Annotated in this window: 20 protein-coding genes; 4 read left to right on the forward strand and 16 right to left on the reverse strand. The window is 41.6% G+C overall.

All coding sequences use genetic code 11. The annotated features are described in order from the left end of the window. The first annotated feature begins 193 nt into the window (after positions 1-193). Positions 194-1,513 carry an RNA polymerase factor sigma-54 gene (gene rpoN / locus ACQ4MX_RS11200; RefSeq protein WP_431090608.1) on the forward strand — a complete coding sequence of 440 codons (1,320 nt, stop codon included), beginning with the start codon at positions 194-196 and terminating at the stop codon, positions 1,511-1,513. Positions 1,514-1,651: 138 nt separating this feature from the next. On the opposite strand, the gene ACQ4MX_RS11205 is transcribed toward rpoN, so the two are convergent. The 14 genes from ACQ4MX_RS11205 to ACQ4MX_RS11270 form a co-directional block, all read right to left on the reverse strand. Next, entirely contained in the window at positions 1,652-2,617 is a 966-nt protein-coding gene (locus ACQ4MX_RS11205) for a bile acid:sodium symporter family protein (protein WP_431090609.1), read from the reverse strand. 435 nt (positions 2,618-3,052) lie between these two features. Further along, complete coding sequence (locus tag ACQ4MX_RS11210; RefSeq protein ID WP_431090610.1) at positions 3,053-3,226, reverse strand: hypothetical protein; 174 nt, start codon at positions 3,224-3,226, stop codon at positions 3,053-3,055. 210 nt (positions 3,227-3,436) lie between these two features. After that, positions 3,437-4,219: an SDR family NAD(P)-dependent oxidoreductase gene (locus tag ACQ4MX_RS11215; protein ID WP_431090611.1), complete on the reverse strand. Its 783-nt coding sequence runs from the start codon at positions 4,217-4,219 to the stop codon at positions 3,437-3,439. A gap of 123 nt (positions 4,220-4,342) precedes the next feature. Then, positions 4,343-4,921 (reverse strand): TetR/AcrR family transcriptional regulator, encoded by a 579-nt coding sequence (locus ACQ4MX_RS11220; RefSeq protein ID WP_431090612.1) that lies wholly within the window; start codon positions 4,919-4,921, stop codon positions 4,343-4,345. A 53-nt stretch (positions 4,922-4,974) separates the two neighbouring features. Continuing rightward, positions 4,975-5,973 (reverse strand): NADP-dependent oxidoreductase, encoded by a 999-nt coding sequence (locus ACQ4MX_RS11225; RefSeq protein WP_431090613.1) that lies wholly within the window; start codon positions 5,971-5,973, stop codon positions 4,975-4,977. Between the two features lie 121 nt (positions 5,974-6,094). Next, on the reverse strand, positions 6,095-7,180 hold the full coding sequence (locus tag ACQ4MX_RS11230; protein ID WP_431090614.1) for an alkene reductase: 1,086 nt from the start codon (positions 7,178-7,180) through the stop codon (positions 6,095-6,097). Positions 7,181-7,666: 486 nt separating this feature from the next. Then, complete coding sequence (locus ACQ4MX_RS11235; protein WP_025722796.1) at positions 7,667-8,239, reverse strand: TetR/AcrR family transcriptional regulator; 573 nt, start codon at positions 8,237-8,239, stop codon at positions 7,667-7,669. Positions 8,240-8,380: 141 nt separating this feature from the next. Beyond that, complete coding sequence (locus ACQ4MX_RS11240) at positions 8,381-9,418, reverse strand: aldo/keto reductase (protein ID WP_431090615.1); 1,038 nt, start codon at positions 9,416-9,418, stop codon at positions 8,381-8,383. A 199-nt stretch (positions 9,419-9,617) separates the two neighbouring features. Next, entirely contained in the window at positions 9,618-10,328 is a 711-nt protein-coding gene (locus ACQ4MX_RS11245; RefSeq protein ID WP_431090616.1) for an SDR family oxidoreductase, read from the reverse strand. A gap of 1,014 nt (positions 10,329-11,342) precedes the next feature. After that, complete coding sequence (locus ACQ4MX_RS11250; protein WP_431090617.1) at positions 11,343-12,125, reverse strand: SDR family NAD(P)-dependent oxidoreductase; 783 nt, start codon at positions 12,123-12,125, stop codon at positions 11,343-11,345. A 285-nt stretch (positions 12,126-12,410) separates the two neighbouring features. Beyond that, positions 12,411-12,989, reverse strand: coding sequence for a TetR/AcrR family transcriptional regulator (locus tag ACQ4MX_RS11255; RefSeq protein WP_431090618.1), 579 nt, complete (start codon positions 12,987-12,989; stop codon positions 12,411-12,413). A 93-nt stretch (positions 12,990-13,082) separates the two neighbouring features. After that, positions 13,083-13,667, reverse strand: a complete 585-nt coding sequence (locus ACQ4MX_RS11260) for a class I SAM-dependent methyltransferase (RefSeq protein ID WP_431090620.1) — start codon at positions 13,665-13,667, stop codon at positions 13,083-13,085. A 432-nt stretch (positions 13,668-14,099) separates the two neighbouring features. Then, positions 14,100-14,357, reverse strand: coding sequence for a muconolactone Delta-isomerase family protein (locus tag ACQ4MX_RS11265; RefSeq protein WP_044645869.1), 258 nt, complete (start codon positions 14,355-14,357; stop codon positions 14,100-14,102). Between the two features lie 108 nt (positions 14,358-14,465). Continuing rightward, entirely contained in the window at positions 14,466-15,167 is a 702-nt protein-coding gene (locus tag ACQ4MX_RS11270) for an SDR family oxidoreductase (RefSeq protein WP_431090622.1), read from the reverse strand. Between the two features lie 2,133 nt (positions 15,168-17,300). Between ACQ4MX_RS11270 and ACQ4MX_RS11275 the strand changes: the two genes are divergently transcribed. From ACQ4MX_RS11275 to ACQ4MX_RS11285, 3 genes are all read left to right on the forward strand, one after another. After that, the gene (locus ACQ4MX_RS11275; RefSeq protein WP_431090624.1) at positions 17,301-18,272 is read left to right on the forward strand and encodes a transposase; all 972 of its coding nucleotides are present in this window, start codon (positions 17,301-17,303) and stop codon (positions 18,270-18,272) included. Then, positions 18,188-18,610, forward strand: coding sequence for a transposase (locus ACQ4MX_RS11280; RefSeq protein WP_431091306.1), 423 nt, complete (start codon positions 18,188-18,190; stop codon positions 18,608-18,610). Before ACQ4MX_RS11275 ends, ACQ4MX_RS11280 begins: the two co-directional genes overlap by 85 nt. Positions 18,611-19,017: 407 nt before the next feature. Then, positions 19,018-19,161: a hypothetical protein gene (locus ACQ4MX_RS11285; RefSeq protein ID WP_431090625.1), complete on the forward strand. Its 144-nt coding sequence runs from the start codon at positions 19,018-19,020 to the stop codon at positions 19,159-19,161. 270 nt (positions 19,162-19,431) lie between these two features. On the opposite strand, the gene ACQ4MX_RS11290 is transcribed toward ACQ4MX_RS11285, so the two are convergent. Then, entirely contained in the window at positions 19,432-19,626 is a 195-nt protein-coding gene (locus ACQ4MX_RS11290; protein WP_431090627.1) for a hypothetical protein, read from the reverse strand. Between the two features lie 367 nt (positions 19,627-19,993). Further along, a complete protein-coding gene (locus tag ACQ4MX_RS11295) occupies positions 19,994-20,848 on the reverse strand; it encodes an SDR family oxidoreductase (RefSeq protein ID WP_431090628.1) in 855 nt (284 codons plus the stop codon). Positions 20,849-20,886: the final 38 nt, after the last annotated feature.

Below are 20,886 nucleotides of genomic sequence, written 5' to 3' on the forward strand. Positions count from 1 at the left end.
AAAAGCAACTGACAAGATAATCAGTAATGTGATACCTTTCATTAGATCTATCCAAAGTTCATACTCAACCCACTCAATTCACTTATTTTCCAAGATCAGAGGTTGGCAGTATAATTGCATAAGCTTCAAGAATAAATTGGTATTGAAATCATATTAAAGGCTATGTTGTTGCCCAGCAAGGAGATGAGATAAAATGATACGATACGGATTACAGCAAGAGCAAGCATTCAGGCTGGTTATGACTCCTGAATTACGACAAGCCATCACGATCCTTCAATATTCTTCAGCCGATCTAATGTCCTATCTTCATGAGCAAGCGAATGAAAATCCAATTATTGAATTGACAGAGATCGACATGTCCATCGAAAGAATGAGTAAAGAGGAAGAATATTCACCACGAAAAAGCGATAATCCGGTAGATCTTTTGGATTTTGTCTCTAACCCTGCAGATAATTTATATAGACATCTCAAAGCGCAACTTGGGCTGGTCCGCGGGCTATCAAAATTGCAGCGGATGATTGCCATGTTTCTTATTGGGAATTTAAATGAAAAAGGCTACCTCGAGTTGGATGTAAGTACAGTTGCTGGAATACTTGACGTCCCCACCGAAGAGGTTGAAAATATACTCGCTCTGATCCAAGGCTTTGAACCGGCAGGAATCGCCGCTCGCAGCCTGGAGGAATGTCTTCTTTTGCAGCTACGGTATGCTGGCAAGGTTGATGTTTACCTGGAAGAGATCGTGCGACATCATATGGTCAACCTTTCATGTAACCGCATACAAAAAATCGCGGATGCTCTGGGTATCGACATTTGCGAGGTACAGCAAATAACCGACCAAATACGCAAGTTGAATCCTTGCCCAGGAGCGGCATTTGCCCAATATGAACACCAGTATCATATAGCAGATATCTCGGTTGAAAAATCCAAGAACGACTATCTTGTGACAGTTAATGCTATCACAGTACCACGCGTCGGGATTAATCCTTTTTACCAGCGTATGCTCCGGGAGCAGACGATGGGGGAAGAGAAGCAGTTTCTTCATGAGAAGATGAATACGGCATTATGGCTAATTCATAGCCTTGAGCAACGCCGCCTGACCCTGATGCGTGTAGCCCAAGCCATTGTTGATAGACAGTGGGAATTTTTCGAGCATGGCGTTCATTACCTCAAACCGATGACCCAAAAGGAAATTGCTGAAATAACCGGCTTGCACGAATCCACGATCAGCCGGGCGGTCGGTAATAAATACATACAGACGCCCCGTGGATTGTTCGAGCTCAAATATTTTTTCACCTCTGCCCTAGTGTCGAAAAACGGAGATGCCACTTCATCGGAGAGCGCAAAAATGCGTATTAAGCAGATCATCGACGACGAAGAGAAGCAAAAACCGTTTTCGGATCAGGCAATCACAGAACTGCTGGCAAAGGAAGGGCTGGAGTTGTCACGCAGAACGGTGGCCAAATACCGGGAAGAGCTTGGATATCTTTCTTCTAGCAGGAGAAAAATTTATTAAAGCTTCGATGACCATATCGGTTATAGCCCTGTCACCTTACTCAGGGGAAAGCCGTTGTGAATATGAAGAAGCGGCAAGATCAAACTCAAAAACTATCCTATTGTCCAAATATCAAAAGTACTTTCCCATTGAGTAGGTCTAGGCGGCGATTCGCCGCTCCTTGGCCTTGCCTCGGTCATGGCGGCTCAACAGAAATCCGACCAGAGACGCGGTGGATTGTTGGAAAATCATTCCGAGCACAACAGGCAGCGCTACCGGAGCTGGGAAGTAGGTGATAGCAAGCACGGCTCCTGCGCTGATATTGCGCATGCCGCCGTTAAAGACAAGCGCCGTACGGTCGGCATCGTTCCACTTCATCAGCATGGAGATCAGGTAACCGATCACATATCCAGTGGAAGCAAGGGCGATTATCGATAGGCATACCCCAACAAGCTTTAGATTAAAATCGACCAGATAGGGCGCGATTACAGATCCGTTAATCATCACGACCAGAGCCATAGCCAACTTGGAGAACGGGCCCAGCCGAGGTCTCCATACCTGCTTGATCTTCCCTTTGGTCCATTCGTTCAACACCATGCCGATTAGCGAAGGAACGACAATCATCCAGAACAGGCTCTGCATCATTGCCCAAGTATCAAGTTGTACATCCGCTCCCACCAGCAGGGACATAATGCCGGGTACGGCGAATGGGGCCAAAATCGTATCGATCAGAATGATGGCTAGCGTCAGGGCCGTATTGCCTTTGTAGATGTTGACCCACACGAAGCTGGAAATGCCCGTAGGGATGGCCGCACCAAGAATAAGCCCGGTAATCGTATAAGGATCGTCGCCGAAAGCGAGATGTCCAAGCATCATCGCGAGCAGCGGCATGGCCAAGTGAAGAATAAACAGGCAGGCGATCAGCGGACCGGGATGCTTTATTACATGGACGAAATCTTTGAAACCCATGCTGATACTGCCCGCGAAGGTCATGAATGCAAACAGCCAGGGAGAGAATCCAGTGTATTCCGACAACGGCGTACCGATCAGGACGCCGATTAGAATGCTGATGGGCGTGATCAGCGGCATAGCTGCATTTAGTCTCCGATTCAACGTTCTGAACATACATAACTTCCTTTTTTTACACCATAGTATAGACCTTGCAGCGCCAATTCGTAAACGAAAGAAATCATCATTTATTTAAAAACACACCGTGTTACAGCAGAAGAGACCCACATAGTGTAGATCTCTTCAAAGTTTTTTGCTATTGATGTGCAATATGACATTGGGTTCCCGGTCTGTCGATCTGTATCGTAATATGCTTGATCTTGAATAACAATATGACAGCTCAGCAATAGTACATCTGATGATAGCGCCCATACATGAAGATCGACAATTCCATGTGCAGAGCAACTAAAGCTCAACATAAAGCTTGCATCCTGTTTTTTAACATGTTTCATTCAATTAGATAATTATCAAATCGGCTTAGATACATGTTCTTGTCCTTTTCGGCTAACGATGTAAGTTCTTGTCCTTAGCTTGGGACAAGAACTTACATCGTTAAAACAAAAAAAACAACTTAACCTTGCCCGTAATCGCCAAGACAAGGTGTGGATCAACGCCAGCTACCTTAGTCTTTATCAAAACCTGGGTTGAATTGATTGTCGGAACAGCGACCATATTGATCTGTGCATTTAATTTTCTGGAATACCGAGAAATTTGTACAGCCTTCATTGGGAACACTCCTTTCCTTTTGATGACCCAGACTCATATCGTTAAGCTGCTTCACAACATTTCCTGTGTTAAAGTCGTATTTCTTTTAATTTCCTTGAGAGGAATCATAATAGATCAAGTTGGTCAGCTCCTTTTAGGATGTTTGTTAAAACAGATACCGGAGAACCGAGATCGATTCAACCGTTCAGTGTTTATCGTTTCTCATTCGGATTAATGACCCGTTCTGTCCTGTGAGGATCTAATCACACGGGTCATCATCTTACGCGGCAGCAACCGCGGCATAAACGCGATGAACCTGTTTCGAGCACCAGGCATTATTAACGTCTTGCCACGCAAGAAGCCGCGATATCCTTCTTCAGCCACCTGCCCAGCATCCATGATCGCGCCATTCAGCATCTTCGAGGCCCCCATACCCGAACGATCAACAAAACCGGTTGATGTCAGCCCTGGACACAGTGCCGTCACAGTAACTCCTGTGCCGCTTACTTCGTTCTCCAAAGCCTCAGTGAACGATAGCACGTACGCCTTCGTCGCGTAATAAACCGACATCATAGGTCCAGGGAAGAAGCCCACCAACGAAGCAACATTCATCACTCCGCCTTGCCCACGTTTGATCATATCCGGCAGGAAAAGCTTCGTCATAACCGTCAGAGCCTTGATATTGATGTCAATCATATTTATTTCTTGCTCCATATCTGTCTCCATAAAAGTCCCAAACAAACCGAAGCCAGCATTGTTGACAAGATAGTCAACGATGATCCCCTTCTCTTTAAGCTCCGTGGAAATTCCCTCCGGAACCCCAGGTGCTGCAACGTCCTTGGCAATGACCGTCGCCTGAATGCCATATTTCCTCTTATACTCCTGCGCAAGCTCCAAAATCTTACCCTCACTGCGAGCTACCAGTACAATATTATGTCCCCCCTTGGCAAAACGATCTGCTAACTCTTTACCGATCCCACCGGATACCCCTGTGATAAGAACTGTCTTTCTCATTTTGTAGCCCACCTCTTTTTTATTTTAAAATTTAAACCATTTAATACTGTTTTTTAGCTCGCTGAAATGCACGGTGTAGAAACAAATAGGAGAACGAACATTCTAGTAATATGAAAAAAACTGTCATTTTACTATAAGTTGCATGGATAGATTAGCTATACAGCGAAGTTTTTCTTTTGTAATCGAAGTTTTGGATATCACTCTTAACCCAACCCCCACATTATGCAGATATTCCGCCAATTCCCTTGCGTCGTACTCAGATGTGAATTCACCGTCTTGCTGCCCCCACAGAATAATGTCCTTGAATAGTTGCTCTGCAGTCGAAAACACTTCAATTGATTTGTTATTAATATCGGCATCACGCGCCGCCAATTCCACCGTCGAATTCACCATTAAGCAGCCAAAAGCTGGATTCTCTTCTCCGCAGATCAAGAAGCCAACAATAAACTGAAGTGCTTCCGTTGCAGTTTTGGAGCTTTTTACCCCTGCTGCAAGTTCGGTGCTAATTTTATTATCATAAAGCTCTACTGCCTTTAGAAACAGCGTATGCTTGTCGCCAAATGTGTCATACAAGCTTCTGCGATGGATTCCCATATGCTCGACCAGATCGGTCATGGATGTCTTCTCGTAGCCCTGTTCCCAAAAAAGTCTCATCGCTTTATCTAATACAACGGACTCTTCGAACTCTTTGCTTCTGGCCATTTGAATTCCCTCCTGTCAAGAAAAAAGATCACTGAATAAAATGATCTCGTAGTTTAGAAGGTCACAATCACTTTGCCCTGGGAGTGGCCCGTCGACACTTTAACCAACGCCTTATTAATGTCATCAAACGTATAAGTTAAATCTATAGAAGGCTTGATATTTTCTTTTTCAACAAGTTTAGTGATTTCTTGTAATTGACTTCCATTGGCTTGCACAAATAAAAAGCGATATTCATTTTGATGTTTACGCGCTAAAGAATCTAAGCGAGCACCCACTAAACCAAACAATGCTTTTTTCCACATCGGAAAATGATTGTCAACCGCAAAGCGATAATTAGGTCCGGCTTTCAATGATACCAATTTGCCTTGTGGTTTTAAAATGCCCAGTTCAGCTTTGATCTCTTTGGTACCCAAGGTGTCGATCACATAATCGATATCGGACAGTATGTCAGCATAGTTCTCTGCCTTATAATTTATGAATTGATCAGCCCCGATCGACAGTGTACGTGATCTGCCTCTTTCACTGCCACTTGTAATAACATATAATCCCATTGATTTGGCAATGGGGATTGCCATAGCACCGAAGCCTCCGGTTCCTCCAGGAATGAATAGCTTTTTATTTGGCTGGGCATCGAGTACTTCGTGTAACGCTTGATAAGCAGTCAAGGCAGTAAGGGGTACCGCAGCAGCTTCAATGAAAGATAGATTTTCAGGCATGATGGATAAAGCATCTTCATTCACGGCCGCATATTCAGCAAAAGCACCGATTTTAGCAAGTGGTAACCTCGTATACACAGGGTCACCAACCTTAAAATTCAAAACATCATCACCAACGGCTTCAATAACGCCAGATAGTTCATTCCCTAAAGTTAATGGCAACTTATAGTCAGCAATCATCCGAACACTACCATTCAGATTAAGAATGTCCAGTGGATTTACACCTGCAGCTTTTACTTTGACAAGTACCTCGTGGCTATTGATCTGTGGTATGTTAACATCATTTAATTCCACTTGGATTTTTTTTGAATATTTCTGTATTTGTGCTGCTCTCATGTTTCATCCTCTTCCTTTGCTAATTTTGGGGTAGCACACCATTTTTTGAAAACATCGAACATCTTTAGACTAAAAACATGGCGCACAATTTTCAGTTGTACGCCATGTTTCACCCTTTATGCTATTGTAGCCCCTCTTGCGATTCTAATTCTTCCATCGTAGGATAATCCGTGTAACCTTTACTTCCCAGACCAAAGAATGTTGTCGGATCTGCTTCATTCAATGGCGCACCTTTTTGAAGTCGTTCCACTAAATCCGGATTGGCTAATGACCATACGCCAACAGGCACCAGATCAGCAAGGCCACTATCTATATCCACGCTAAGATCCTCCAGAGCTCGTCCAGCACGATTGACTAACAAAGGATTCGTCCAGATTGAACGAATGTCTTGGAGCAGTTTTTCGTTTCCAAGATGCATGACATGAAGGTAAGCTAAATCCAATTGAGCTAATTCTTTTACAAGATAACGATAAAGTTCAGGACCTTGTTCACCATCTTGAATCCCACCAAGAGGTGTCCCTGGCGAGATACGGAAGCCTGTTCTTTCTGCTCCAATTTCTTCGACAATGGCTTTCGTTACTTCAATCGCGAAGCGAGCACGATTTTCTATAGATCCCCCATATTCATCCGTCCGTGTATTCGAATTTTCTCCGATAAATTGATTAATCAGATAGCCATTGGCTCCATGAATTTCAACGCCATCCGCACCTGCTTTAATAGCCGCTGCTGCTGCTTTTCGGAAATCTGCAATAGTCGTTTGAACGTCCTCTTCACTTAACTCACGAGGAACGGGGATGTCCTGCATACCTTTAGCAGTAAACATTTCTACACCTGGCGCGATTGCAGATGGCGCAACAGGTTGACGATGATGTGGTGTATTATCAGGGTGCGACATGCGACCAGCATGCATTAATTGGATATACATATATCCACCTGCTTCATGCACTGCATCTGTAACCTTTTTCCATCCTTCAATATGCTTATCCGTATAGATCCCAGGTGACCATAAGTAACCTTGACCATCATCAGAAGGCTGTACACCCTCAGTAATAATGAGTCCCATTGACGCTCGTTGAGCATAATAAAGAGATGTTAGCTCTCCCGGTGTACCATCTTCTTGCGATCTACTACGTGTCATTGGTGCCATTGCTAAACGATGAGGTAATTCCATTATTCCAATGTTCGTTTTACTCCACAACTTTTCCATTCTGATACTCTCCTCTTCAAATGAAATTATACGGATATATTAATTCGATTTAAAATTCTGAAATTATTGGATATATTTCGCCTCTCAGATTGAAATCATAGTTCTGGTCTATAATCCCTACCACCCCAATGCCGTCTCATATCCAATCCCTGAAATTTGCTCCTGTGATAACTGTGTACTTCATAATATTCTCTCCTTCATAACATGCAGATTATTGTACATGAATTTCAAAAACAAATTTAGAACGATCATTCTTATTTTGGTAAACAAAGTTAGATCTAACTTGCTTTAAGTATATCGATTTTAGAACGAACAGTAAAGAATTATTTTCGCGGCTAATAATTTTAATTTTGAGACCGAATTTCTTGTCTTGTTTGGGGCATAAGATACAAGTTCTTTCTTCCGCTAGAGGGACAAGAACTTGTATCACGGAAACAAACTTCCATTTAGGTGACTCCTTTTGCCTGCCATGCTGTAATTCCACTTTTAATCTAAAGCGGACAGTGTCATATCAATAATATTCTTTAATTTTTGCTGATCCGTTGTTGTCTTAACCAACGTACGTAGCCCCAACCACGCATTCATTAAATAATGAGAAATAACTACAGGATCAAGGACAGCCTTGAACTCACCCGATTGTTGACCCTCCAGAACAAGGTTAGTCAAAAATTCCTCAGTTCGCGAATAACTCTCATCAACTAAAGATGCAACTTCAGGATCCAACACGCCGAGTTCCACGCCTGAATTCACGAGAAAACACCCTAGAGGTTCTCCTTCATTTCTTACTGTCGACTCAAACAACTCCCGAATTAATTCTTTGATCGGTTTTTGTTTTTCAATCAGAAACCTCATTTTGTTGGTCTGCTTCGTTTCATATCGTTCGAGAGCTTTCATAAATAAGGCATGCTTATCCCCAAAGGTATCATAAATACTTCTTCGGTGAATACCCATAAACTCAACCAAATCTTGCATTGAAGTTTTCTCATATCCTTGTGCCCAGAACAGGTGTATTGCTTTATCTAATACTTCATTAACTTCAAATTCTTTTGATCTTGCCATCGTCATCACCTCGAATAATCATTATACAATTTAGTGAACGATCGGCAAAACGGAAAGAAGAACGTGAATAAAATCAAACGATAAGTCGCTTGATTTTATTCTTGGTGTATGGAATACAGGTATGATGCCTATCTTATATATTTAACTCAGGATTCTTCGTTTGTCTGCTTGTAACCAATCGGGTGTCCAACCTTTTTCCAGCGCATCCAGGGTTACTCCCGGCGGAACGATGGCATCTATCGCATCCAGTATATCGCTGCTTAATCGGATGTCACTACCCTTTAACGTTTCCCGGAGTTGTTCAATTGTTCTTGCCCCAACAATGGCAGAAGTAATGGACGAATGAGCTTGTGTGAATGCCATGGCAAGATGAGGTAAACTTAATCCTGCTTCATCTGCAAGGGTTTGGAGCTTAGCAATGGCTTCAAATTTGGTGCGATTTTCTTCTCGATTAGGGTCAACAACAGATTTTAAGCGTCCAGCGAAGGTGGCTGCTCTTGAATCCGGGGCAACGGCTGCTCCTAAACGATATTTCCCCGTTAGTAAGCCACCCGAAAGTGGGCTCCAAACAAGTACGCCCATTCCGTATTTTGCTGTGGCAGCAAGCAGATCGAATTCGATGCTTCGATTCAATATGGAATACGGAGCTTGCTCGGATACAAAGCGTGCGGTATTTTTGCGTTCGCTAGTCCATTGTGCTTCGGTCACTTGCCATGCCTGAAAATTGGATGTACCAATGTAGCGAATCTTCCCTTCACGAACCAAGTCCGTAAGTGCGTCAAGACTCTCTTCAATATCGGTATGGAGATCCGGCTGATGTAGTTGATACAAATCGATATAATCCGTTTGCAACCTTCTCAAACTATCCTCTACTGCACGCTTAATCCAACTTTTCGAGTTACCGGATTGATTGATCCCACTGCCCATGGGCATTCCGCCTTTCGTGGCCAGAATAACCTCCTGTCTGCGTCCTTTTAGGATGTGACCCAGAATTTCTTCGGATTGACCACTTGAATAGACATCCGCTGTATCGATTAGGTTAATGCCTCCTGCCAAAGCTTCATCCAGTATGATTGCAGCTTCTTTCTCCGTATTGTTCCCCCAAAAACCAAAAGTACCTGTACCTAATACAAAACTGCTTACTTTAAGGCCTGTATTTCCTAATACACGATATTCCATGTTCAATCCATCCCTTCTCCATCTGTTATAATAAGAATGATCATTCTAATTTATTTGCAAAAATTCTCTGTTTTTCTTTTGAACAGATGATCCCAATCAATTCAAAAGCTGCATGATGCCCTTGGGCTGTCAACATGATCAGTAGACTGCATCTTTCCAGCACTACTCTTTTCACCGACGAGGTCATGATTAAATTTGGTTACCACGGAACTTGAGTGTCCATGTAATAGAATTCACCGGTCGGGCCGTCCTCTGGCAAAGTCGCTAACCGAACTGCTGTAATCGCTCCATCTGCTTCGGACAGCTCTGCATTTTCCCCACCCATTTGCGTTTTGACCAAGCCTGGATGCGTGGAATTGATTTTCAAGTTTGTGTCCTTCCATTTTTGTGACCAATATACCGTAAGCAAATTTAGTGATGCTTTGGATGCCGAATATGCCGGAGTGGCCATCGCCTGCACAGATTCGTTGGATAAATTTAACTGAATCGATCCCAAAGCACTGCTTTGATTTACGATTCTTCCCGCATCGCTTTTTAATAACAGTGGCAACAAAGCTTCCGTAATATAATATGGTGCGAAGGTGTTTACTTCGAACGTATCACGCAGGAAATCCCCTTCATATCCCGAATTTTCGACCAAGATTCCCGCATTGTTCACCAGTATATCTAGACGGCCATATTCCTTATCAATGAAGTGAACCAATTCAGCAATGTGCTCGGCATTCGTAACTTCGAGTTGTACACCAATAGCTTGAATACCTTCAACCTGCAGTTTGCTCGCAGCCTCGTCAGCCTTCGATTTCGTGCGTGCACCAACCAATACTGTTATTCCTTGCTGACCTAATTGTCTGGCAACTTCGAAACCGATTCCTTTATTCGCACCTGTTACAAGTGCGATTTTGTTAGACATTGATCTATTCCTCCTTGTTAAAAATTATTCGAGAATTATCATTCTAATATTCCTATAAGGACTCCTCGGCAAGATCTAACACCACTTCTCATAACTCTTGGCTTCTTATCCGTGTATTCTTCCCACGCCAACAATATAACATATCTAGAACGATCGGTAAATAATTATTTTATGACCGACATTAAGAGCAGGTCTTTTCGGAGTATAATCCGACCAACCAAGTGAGTTTCAGAACTCTCTTCATTTTGGACACGCTTTTTGTATTCTATTCAACAATTATGTAGACCAATCTTCAATAATATTGAAGTCATAATCAAACAACTTGGCTATTTCTATACCTATCCTCTTTCAACTGTTTTGCCCTACATACTTTATTCTAAATAATTTGGACTATGGCTTTCAAGTATCTTAACTAACTTAAACTTATTATGTATTTTATATATGTATATCCTAAAATTCCCTTTCCTAACCGCTTAACGCTCTAAGGGATTTGATCAAGCATATTTAAATATATCGTAATAACCGCTCGTGTGTTCTCCAAGCTTGCGACAAGAAATTATATCGTAACAAAAAAGTCAACAATATGATATGGCTCAACAATGTATTCGCGATTGACTTTGTAGCCTTATTAGCGATTAATAACTCTAAGCTTTTGTTCAAAGGGATCTGGTATTCGTCTCGTGTAGCGAACCCCTTCCATTCTATAACAACAGTTTTTATCTCTTGGTTCCATGGGACTAGAGCCTCTGGAGATTCGTAATAAAGCATTTAATTTGCAAACTATATATTAAAATGCTATACCCTTCTTCCTATCGAATCTTAATGAAAAAACGATTCAACGTGCTCACCAAAAGCGTTCACATATTGAGATAGAATCCGTGTCCGGATTTCGGATATATCATCTGTTTTCACGTCGGGTATTGCTGGACAAACATTTGGATGTAACTTGACTAACTGCTAATTCATAGTTGTCACTACGCTACAGATTTGTTAAGACTGTTCCATCTTTTTGATTTAACGATCTACATGCTCTGTACGAGCTCTGATCTGACCTGTCATCATTTTTCGAGGTAAAAACCGCGGTAAGGAAGTAATAAAACGGTGAATTGCTCCTGGAATGATAAGTGTCTTGCCACGCAAGAAATCGCGATATGCCTCGTCTGCCACCACTCCAACCTCCATAACACCACTTTGGTACAGTTTTGATGCTCCCACTTCCGAACGATCGATGAAACCAGTTGCCGTTGGGCCAGGACATAGTGCCGTTACAGTCACACCAGTTCCAGTCAGTTCGTTCTCCAGCGCCTCTGTAAATGAAAGGACATATGCTTTAGTAGCAAAGTAAACTGCCATTAGAGGCCCTGGGTAAAAAGCCGCTACAGAAGCCACATTCATCACGCCCCCTTGGCGCCGTTTGACCATATCTGGCAAGAATAACTTCGTCATAATCGTTAAAGCCTTGACATTGACATCGATCATATTCATTTCCTGTTCCAACTCTGTTTCCAAGAATGACCCATACAAGCCAAAGCCCGCATTATTGACCAGATAGTCAACAGAGATTCCTTCCTTTTTAAGCTCGGCAGCAATATCTTCAGCCACACCCGGTGACGTTACATCCTCCGCGAACACCTTAACCTGAACACCGTATCTTTCCCGATATCCTTTCGCCAATTCTACAAGCTTAGCTTCGCTTCTCGCTACGAGAACCATATTGTGTCCATCTTTGGCAAAACGATCTGCCAACTCCTTGCCAATTCCACCCGTAGCGCCAGTAATAAGCACAGTCTTTCCCATTTTTATCCACCTCTATTAATCACTAATTAACAATTAAATCGTTGCTCTGGTTTTTTAGCCAATCCATATAGTAATTACTAGCTAATTTCTCTTCAAACCCACTCCCAATACTTATCTCTACTACAAGTACGATCTTGCTATATATTGATATATTTTTCCTTGGGTCACTCTTTTTAGAATCATCATTCTTAAAAGAGCAAGGGTGTCTCAATAGGTTAATTAAGTTACGCAAAGGGACAGCAAGCAATAAAGGAACGATCATTCTAGTAATGTCAAAAAAAATTGTTAGCCTCGCAATAGTCTCGTTGATAAGTCCACTATACGAAATAGTTTTCCTTTATCAATTGAGGACCTTCCCATTACCCTAATACCAACAGACAAAGTATGCAGATATTCTGCCATCTCCTTGGCATCGTAATCGGAAGTAAATTCTCCATCCCGCTGCCCCCAGAGAATAATCTGTTCGAACATATGCTCTGTTAACGCGAATGATTCAATAGATTTGGTATCCACATCTGAATCTCGTGCAGCCAGTTCCGTCACTGAATTTACCATTAAGCAGCCAGAAGGTGAATCCTCTTCTTCTAAAACCATGAATCCAAAAATGATCTGCAGAGCTTCTGTTGCAGTCTTAGATTGTTTCACCTCTCCGGTAAGCATAACTTCAACTTTGTTGATATAACGATCCATAGCCTGAAGAAATAGCGAATGTTTGTCGCCAAATGTGTCATACAAGCTTCTGCGGTGGATCCCCATATGCTTAACCAGATCGCTCATGGATGTCTTCTCGTAACCTTGTTCCCAAAAAAGCGTCATTGCTTTGTCCAATACTGCGTTTACTTCAAACTCTTTACTTCTTGCCATAAAACTCCCTCCCTAAACAAATGTAACATATCGGGAACGATAAGTAAAGAAAGAATCATTTCTTGTTTTAGATTTGATTATCATACATAAAGATTATTGATAGATCTCTTCATTCTTTTGGCATACATAAACAAAAGCTGGCGGGAAGTTAGCTATGACATAATAAATATGAACAATTTTGAAATGTTGTTCCAAATGTTTTTTCATTTGCAAGGAATATTGAAACGCTACAAACAAACCTCCTGGTTTCAGCGTCTGAAAGACCTGCTCAATAATACCGTCACGGAGTTGTTGAGAAAAGTTAGCAAACGGTAAGCCACTAATTACGCAATCAATTTCTTCAACCCCCATACTTCGCAGATTTACATCTAGCTGAGTTGCATCCACAAAGAAGCTATATTCCGGAAATTGTTCCTTCAGCGAATGGCGTAAGGTCGGATCTTTCTCGAACACAAAAACCTTTCCGCTTGAATCTACTGCCTCGTGAATAAAATGGGTAATGACTCCTGTTCCAGCACCAAGTTCTACGACATGGCGCACTTTATCCCAAGAGATCGCAGAAACCATTTTTTTCGCCAATGTCTTTGAACTAGGAGTAACGCTGCCTATTTGTCTGGGAAAACGAAGAAACTTAAATAGAAATAGATACTTTTGTGAGATTGACATACTCTTATTCATGATATAATCACCTTTCTTGTTATTTTAGAAAAATCCATTTGCTATTCCCTTATAGCTATTTTTTCAATTATGACTAACACATAAATTCTTGTCGCTACACTTTTCACTCCTGGATTCCGTCCTTGAATGAGTGATCTTCGTTTTCGAACCAAATATATGAGCCTGTTTTCCTTGATAAAATGAACACCTCTATCTACCCTCTCAAGTCTTATAGGTCAAGGAGTGGCACTAGCTGTACCCCACTTATATAGGGTCACCTTGCTTCATATAGAATGCTCATTCACCAACGGATTACGATATATTCACTTCAGGTCTACAACGATAAGCATCATCCTGTTAATTAAAAGCCTACTTTCTCAAGATTGATTTGAGAAAGTAGGCTTTTGCATAAACAATATTTTAATACCCCGATTCTGGAATAATACTTAGATACTATTCGTCAACTAGTTCGGTGTATTCTATAATCATAAATTTATAAAACGGTAATGTTTCCAAAGCGATTTTTAAAGCATCCTGGTTGTCAGCAATACAAATGGACCAATGCTCGTCCCTTGTGTGGGAGAGATAAAACTTACTGATCACCCCTTGTTCCACCAATTCTGCAAACCGCGCTTGTTCTGCCGGTAACTGTTCCGCAATTTCTTCCTGCGGTGCATCTGGTTCAATTTTGACATGAACGAGAAAACGCATGTTTCACTCCTCCTAATATGTTAATTTGCTGTAAAATCCAAATCCCATTTATTATAGTTCACACGATCAACATCAATACTTTCACTACAAGCATTGAGTAGGCTAATTTTATTGGAATAATTGTGGGTACAGGGAAGGAACTCCTCCGGAAAGACCCTGCTGTACCTCCCGACTTGTATCATCAGCAACAATCTCGTAGAGATCGGCTTCGATCCCATCGATCGCGGTTCTGGCGATGTCCTTTGGAGATGATTTAGGTGCTTGGATGCCAGCTGTCATGTCCGTGTCCATAAACGCTACATGCAATCCGGCAACCCTAACGTTCTTAGCAGCTAATTCTAAGCGTAATGCATTCGTTACTCCCCATTGAGCGGATTTTGCAGCTGAATACGCGCCTCCTTCACCTATATTGATCCAAGATAATACGGATAGGATATTCAGAATCGAACCTCCTCCATTCTTTTCAATAACTGGTGCGAACGTGCGAATCATTGAAAGTGTACCAAAAACATGAGTATCGAATTCCAAATGAATATCGTCCAGCTCACCTGTGAGCAGAGAAGCACCCGTTGCTGAACCAGCATTGTTAATCAGAAGGGTCACATCCCCTGCGATCTCTGCTGCAGCAACTACGGATTTCGGATCAGTAATATCGAGTTGTAGCGGAATAGCACCCGGCAGATCGACCGATTCTGGGTTCCTCGCACCAGCGTATACTTTAGCTCCTCTTGCTAAAAGTTCAAGAGCTAGATGTTTGCCTAAACCTCGATTTGAACCACTGACAATAGCAACTTGTTTTGAAATATCCATTTTTATACACCGCCTTTTCTTGAATGATCGTTCTTAAATTATGAAAAAAAATTTTGCTGCTTAAGTGTTACATTAAATAGGAACCAGAACGATCAAGAATGATCATTCTCGAAACGATAAATAAATTGGTTTTTTTTCATAATTGCAGTATATTTCATTTGGGAACGATCAGTCAACTATTATTTTCTTAAGCACTTTCACGGTCATCCACTTGTGCTGTCTATTGTTAAAAAAATAAGTTGATCATCCGCATTTTATCAAATCTTTTCAAAAACCATTATGGCATAACTCCCCAGGAGCTACGGGGTCAATCGCCCCTACCAGCTCAAACATGGTCTTTTGGAGGTCGTGGGAGAACAGTTTTTGTTACGGGGTCATGGCCCCTAAAGCCGCCACGTTCTCCCGGCTCCCCCCATCGTAAAACGACCACAAAAAAAGGCCAACCAGTAATTACTGGCTAACCTGATAATACGAAAAGCCGCTAAGTTGGTATTATCCCTTGTTTCCTTACGTATGATGAAAAAAGTCGTATTGAGACCTTTATTTCAAGAACCCAGATAAGGCTAACCCTTTGATGCCAGTATGCTTCAGGATCAGAAATCTAGACGTTCTCGTTCTTATGGACGAAATTAATTAATGTAACTTTAGCAGGATCTACATCAAACGTAATAGTTTCTTTAGCATACGGTTTGCTTATGTAAAACTTGAGATGATCCTATTTACAATCCGGCAAAACCAAGAACAATAAACGAAGGGACTGCTTTTAGCAGTCCCTTCGTTTATTCATATCATTTTTACCTGTTCGATGAGAATATTGCCACCAATAGAACAATAACACCCTCCAAACACTCAAAGAAGCTAAAAAACAGTCCGAACAATGTATGATTATGAATAAATATTCATTTCTCACAAATTATGAAAAAAATTCTCAATAATTATGACACCACACAAAAAATGTGCGTTGTCATAATTAGTGAGAAAAAAACAGCAAAAAGGGCTTGTGTGTCAACATACAATTTCACAATTAATGAAAAAAAATTACTATAACATCTAAATTTTTCAGTGATTTTCACAATTAGTGAGAAAAATGAACAAACTCACTTTGTATATTAATACATAAAATTGGATACTGATTTTAGAGATATCTTCAAGTAAATTATAACACAGCAAAAAGACTGCAATCTAAGATTAGATTGCAGTCTCATTTAAAACATTCAAATTAAATTACTATTTCGTTTCGCATTTTATAATAATCTACTACTGAAGCACAAGCCTTGAATCCATATGTTGTATTAGAACTGCTCCAACAATTTAGCTATTAATACTTACTTATATCATTTCTTTAATGTAACTATTCTAGCAACATGTGATGAAAACTCTGGAATATTATAAACAACTTTCACTCCCAGTCTTTTATTTAATTCTTTTAAATATTTACTGCTTTAACTTAGTAGAACCAATCTTCTGAGAACCATCATTTATCAGGAGTTTAATATTCATATTACAAAGTATTCCCTCTAAACGGTAAATTAATTTCATCTGAGTTGTTCTCACGAACACAGGAACATTAAATTCCCGAAGCATACTTCGTTCGTAGCATACCGCTAGGAAATTTTGAATCTATCATAGCTGGTTTTAAATAATATGTACTAATATTATCTTGACAGTACTTCTTCAATAAATTTGTTCTTATTAAACCAGATGAAGCTGAAAAAAGAATAAGCCTTTATTTTCTTCTTGATAAAAGTCTAAAATTTAAGACTGAGCTTTCTTATAATTTTCGTTAATCATATTCTTGCCTCCTAATACTATTAATAGTATGAAGTATGGTCATAAAAAATAACTTTTATACATATAAAAAGAATGATACAAGACAGATATTATGACCTAATCGTTCGTTAGCCAAACATATGCAGCAGGAGGTTTACCATGCCATGGTTAAACAAGATTAAAAAAAGACCAGCTCTATGGCCAATGTCATTTAGGTAAGGCACAGGTCCAAAAATAAAGAACTAGAGCAGGTCATCCAAAAGATGGCCCGCTCTTTTTTTTTGCACGGATAAAGAAAAAGAGCTGGACAAGTAGTTAGAAATATGTGACGAAGCCCCTTGAAACAACGAGGAGGTTACGCCAATGGATTCGTACGCCATATTGCTAAAAGACAAGTTAACATCTCTCATACGAGAAATGTCAGTCACACCCGCACCTTATGTTAGAAACCCGGGAACCGATTTTACCCGAAAGAAAAAGTTACCTTTTGAAACCGTGTTGCATCTTCTCATCTCTATGGGAGGAAACAGCCTATACAAGGAACTATTGGAATCACAGGGCTATGACATAAACACGGCAACCACTTCTGCGTTTGTACAGCAACGGAATAAAATCCTGCCGTCTGCAGTGGAATTCTTGTTCCACAACTTTACGCAATCGTATACCGAACTCAAGGACTACCGCGGCTATCGTTTACTTGCCATTGACGGCTCGGATTTGCATATTCCGACTGACCCTACAGACCCAAACACCTATTTTCAAAGTGGGTCCGGGACGAAAGATTACAACCTGCTGCACTTGAACGCAGCCTATGACTTATGCAACCAACTGTATATGGATGCGGTCATTCAGCCGCGAAGGTTATGCAACGAGGGAAGGGCACTGGCTACGATGGAGGACCGTTCTCCCATTCAGGGCAAAACCATTGTCATTGCTGACCGTGGCTATGAAAGCTACAATAATTTCGCACATTTGGAACGCAAAGGATGGAACTATGTGATTCGGGTAAAGGATCTGGATTCAAGGGGGATTCTTTCAGGTTTGCACTTGCCCTCTGGCGGAGAATTTGATATGGACGTGCATCTGACACTCACCAAAAAGCAAACCAAAGAGATTAAGCCTCAGCCTGAGAAATATAAATTCATTCCGTCCATTTTTTGGATTTGCAGGAGCATTTGTTTTATCCGATTTCCTTTCGGGTTGTTCGTTTTGTTCTACCGAGTGGCGCTTTTGAAACCATTATTACGAATCTGTCTGCCGATGAATTCGCTCCGGCTGCAATCAAATCCATTTACAACAAGCGATGGGGAATTGAGACGTCCTTCAGGGCGCTAAAATACACCGTCGGTCTGACGAATTTTCACGCAAAAAAGCAAGAGTCCATCGTCCAAGAGATTTTCGCAAGAATGATCCTCTACAATTTCGCTGAAATGATGACCTCGCACGTCGTCATTTCGCAAAAGGATAAACAGCACTCGTACCAAGTCAACTTTACGGTTGCTGTTCATGTGTGTAGACACTTTCTGCGCTCAAGGGATGAGGGACCCCCGCCGGATGTTGAAGCACTGATTCGCAAGAATATATTGCCCATTCGACCCGATCGACCAAGACAGGAGAATAAGCGCAAAATCCGCTGGAAATCAGTCGTTAGCTTCGTATACAGAGTAGCATAATGGGTACCATATGAACATTTTTTAAGCGGAAATTTCCTCCGCTTTGTTTGCTGTGCACTTTTTCTGTTGCACCGAAAAAACAAACGGCATGGGGTTCGTTCCCATGCCGTTCTGGATTCCAATTTTTGTTCCTAACCCTTGTCTTTAAACTAAACTTAATGACATTGGCTCTGTGGCTGGTCTTTTTGAAGACCCATCGCGCCAATTAAAAGTTCATATCCCGGGCAGCATAATGTCATCAACCACATTAATTGACGGTGAATTCGGAACCGCCAATGACGGTGGTTTTTTGCTTTCGTCACCGTCAATGTTTTGGCGATTTGGATTCGCCTAATATCAGGTTGGCACAAAATAGCGATGGATCGGATCTACTTAATGATTACTGCCCCTAGATTAAGCCATCTTGCATGGAAGCATACGCTATTTATGTATTCAATACATCACAGTCCGAGGAAGCGATTGCTTTAGCCAAATCGTTGAACGAAAAACTGGGGCTTGGCGCTTGGTTTCTATGCTCGGACATTTATGACGCCAAAGAAGCGCTTCAATGAGAGCAGTTCGATATTGTATATACGTCTTATGGCGTTCTTTGCTGGCTTCCTGATTTGACACAATGGGCTGAGCTTCATTAGAGTATGTACATGAATTTCCATTCACCGTATACAATATGTTTCCGGGTCTCATGGTTCAAGACGGTCAAGGAAGATGGCGTATGAAAGAATCCGACCATTTGCCCCTGCTTTTCTCCATCAAAGCTACGAAGCAGTGATGTTTTCTTGGCCCGCTAAACGATAAGTTTTCCATTTAAAATCCGGTGTGTTTCACCAAAAGATTGCCGTTACTTGCGATAAGGTTCCCCGTACAACCAATCCGTTGCCGAGCAAACAACAATGGGCAATGCCCTCCATCGCACCCTCATACTCCAGCAACAGCGGATATAATTCTGGCGGTAATGTTTCTCGCAACTTACCCTGTAAGCTGATCTGCTGGAGTCTAGCCACGCTAATTTCCGACATTGATTAATCACTCGAATGTGTTTCATGAAAAAGGATAACTTTGCCCAATCTGGTATGCGACATCTCATTTCTTATTTTCACTTAACTTCAATCGGTTCCTTGGACTTGATAATGTTGCATCCCGAATTTCCTTTCGGCGTGTTTTCAAGGTATTATCATCATTTACCTATATTTTTTTGTGCATGAAAAAGCATCTACAGCGACGGTTGCTGTAGATGCGACATTTGGCATTGCTATATGATTTCAGAGCGGCTAAGCGCAGTTGCAACAGCTGGACGGAGCCGCTAAGATGAATACCCCCGTTTAATTCAAATGGTTATGGGGCACTTTCCTGAGTTGTCCCATGCATTCGTTTCACAAGAGTAAATTAATGAAATGCGGTTGACAGGATGGATTCAAGGCTTCGTGCTGGACGACCTGATAATTTTTCAATGTCCCCCGTAACGATATCGAAATCTCCAGTAGAGAAGTTTTGCTGACTACTCACAATTAAGTTGATAATTTCTGCCGGAAGTCCCCCTTGCTGAAGCTGTGCTTGTAGCGTCTCAACTGGTACTGTTATATATGAAAGCGGTTTGCCGCTAGCTTTCGCGATGAGTTCTGCACGCTGTGCACCTGTTAGGCTTTCTGGTCCAGTTCCGTTATAAATTGCACCATCGTGATCATCGCCGAGTAGCAAACCAGCTGCTGCAGCGGCGATATCATCGCGTGAAACGAATGCGACTTTGTTTTCAGTGAGACCTGAAAGAACACCATAAGCTAACGACATTTGCCCGTCCATGATGAGAGACTCTGCATAGTAATTCATACGTAAAATGCTCCATTTGCTTGCTTTACGAATTAAATGCTGTTCGCCGACAAAGTAGTCATATGCGATGTTCGATTTTTCCGTGTTGCGTACGCCTGCAGATGAAATAAGGACAATGTGTGGAACGCCGGCTTCTACAGCTGCATCAATAGCGGCAATAAATTGTTCTGAACGACGACCAGGTATTACTTCGGAAGACGGAATAAGCACTAAGCGATCCAAACCTTTGTAAGCCTCGATCAGCGAAGATGGTTGATTGTAATCACCAAAACGTGCTTCCACGCCATCAATTGTATTTTTCTCCGGAGAACGCGTGATTGCTACAACACTATGTTGTCCAGCCGCACGCTCCAACAATTCTTTTACCGTTGCTCCACCTAATTGTCCACTAGCACCACTTACACCAATTTTCATGATTCAATTACCTCCAATTTATAATTATCCCTTTTAAA

Origin of the sequence: Paenibacillus sp. 8b26 (assembly GCF_050626875.1) — a bacterium.
Taxonomy (GTDB): Bacteria; Bacillota; Bacilli; order Paenibacillales; family Paenibacillaceae; genus Paenibacillus.

Coding starts and splice junctions, on each gene's coding strand:
- rpoN (WP_431090608.1), top strand. CDS start 194: ATGATACGATACGGATTACAGCAAGAGCAAGCATTCAGGCTGGTTATG.
- ACQ4MX_RS11205 (WP_431090609.1), bottom strand. CDS start 2,617: ATGTTCAGAACGTTGAATCGGAGACTAAATGCAGCTATGCCGCTGATC.
- ACQ4MX_RS11210 (WP_431090610.1), bottom strand. CDS start 3,226: ATGAAGGCTGTACAAATTTCTCGGTATTCCAGAAAATTAAATGCACAG.
- ACQ4MX_RS11215 (WP_431090611.1), bottom strand. CDS start 4,219: ATGAGAAAGACAGTTCTTATCACAGGGGTATCCGGTGGGATCGGTAAA.
- ACQ4MX_RS11220 (WP_431090612.1), bottom strand. CDS start 4,921: ATGGCCAGAAGCAAAGAGTTCGAAGAGTCCGTTGTATTAGATAAAGCG.
- ACQ4MX_RS11225 (WP_431090613.1), bottom strand. CDS start 5,973: ATGAGAGCAGCACAAATACAGAAATATTCAAAAAAAATCCAAGTGGAA.
- ACQ4MX_RS11230 (WP_431090614.1), bottom strand. CDS start 7,180: ATGGAAAAGTTGTGGAGTAAAACGAACATTGGAATAATGGAATTACCT.
- ACQ4MX_RS11235 (WP_025722796.1), bottom strand. CDS start 8,239: ATGGCAAGATCAAAAGAATTTGAAGTTAATGAAGTATTAGATAAAGCA.
- ACQ4MX_RS11240 (WP_431090615.1), bottom strand. CDS start 9,418: ATGGAATATCGTGTATTAGGAAATACAGGCCTTAAAGTAAGCAGTTTT.
- ACQ4MX_RS11245 (WP_431090616.1), bottom strand. CDS start 10,328: ATGTCTAACAAAATCGCACTTGTAACAGGTGCGAATAAAGGAATCGGT.
- ACQ4MX_RS11250 (WP_431090617.1), bottom strand. CDS start 12,125: ATGGGAAAGACTGTGCTTATTACTGGCGCTACGGGTGGAATTGGCAAG.
- ACQ4MX_RS11255 (WP_431090618.1), bottom strand. CDS start 12,989: ATGGCAAGAAGTAAAGAGTTTGAAGTAAACGCAGTATTGGACAAAGCA.
- ACQ4MX_RS11260 (WP_431090620.1), bottom strand. CDS start 13,667: ATGAATAAGAGTATGTCAATCTCACAAAAGTATCTATTTCTATTTAAG.
- ACQ4MX_RS11265 (WP_044645869.1), bottom strand. CDS start 14,357: ATGCGTTTTCTCGTTCATGTCAAAATTGAACCAGATGCACCGCAGGAA.
- ACQ4MX_RS11270 (WP_431090622.1), bottom strand. CDS start 15,167: ATGGATATTTCAAAACAAGTTGCTATTGTCAGTGGTTCAAATCGAGGT.
- ACQ4MX_RS11275 (WP_431090624.1), top strand. CDS start 17,301: ATGGATTCGTACGCCATATTGCTAAAAGACAAGTTAACATCTCTCATA.
- ACQ4MX_RS11285 (WP_431090625.1), top strand. CDS start 19,018: ATGGAAGCATACGCTATTTATGTATTCAATACATCACAGTCCGAGGAA.
- ACQ4MX_RS11290 (WP_431090627.1), bottom strand. CDS start 19,626: ATGTCGGAAATTAGCGTGGCTAGACTCCAGCAGATCAGCTTACAGGGT.
- ACQ4MX_RS11295 (WP_431090628.1), bottom strand. CDS start 20,848: ATGAAAATTGGTGTAAGTGGTGCTAGTGGACAATTAGGTGGAGCAACG.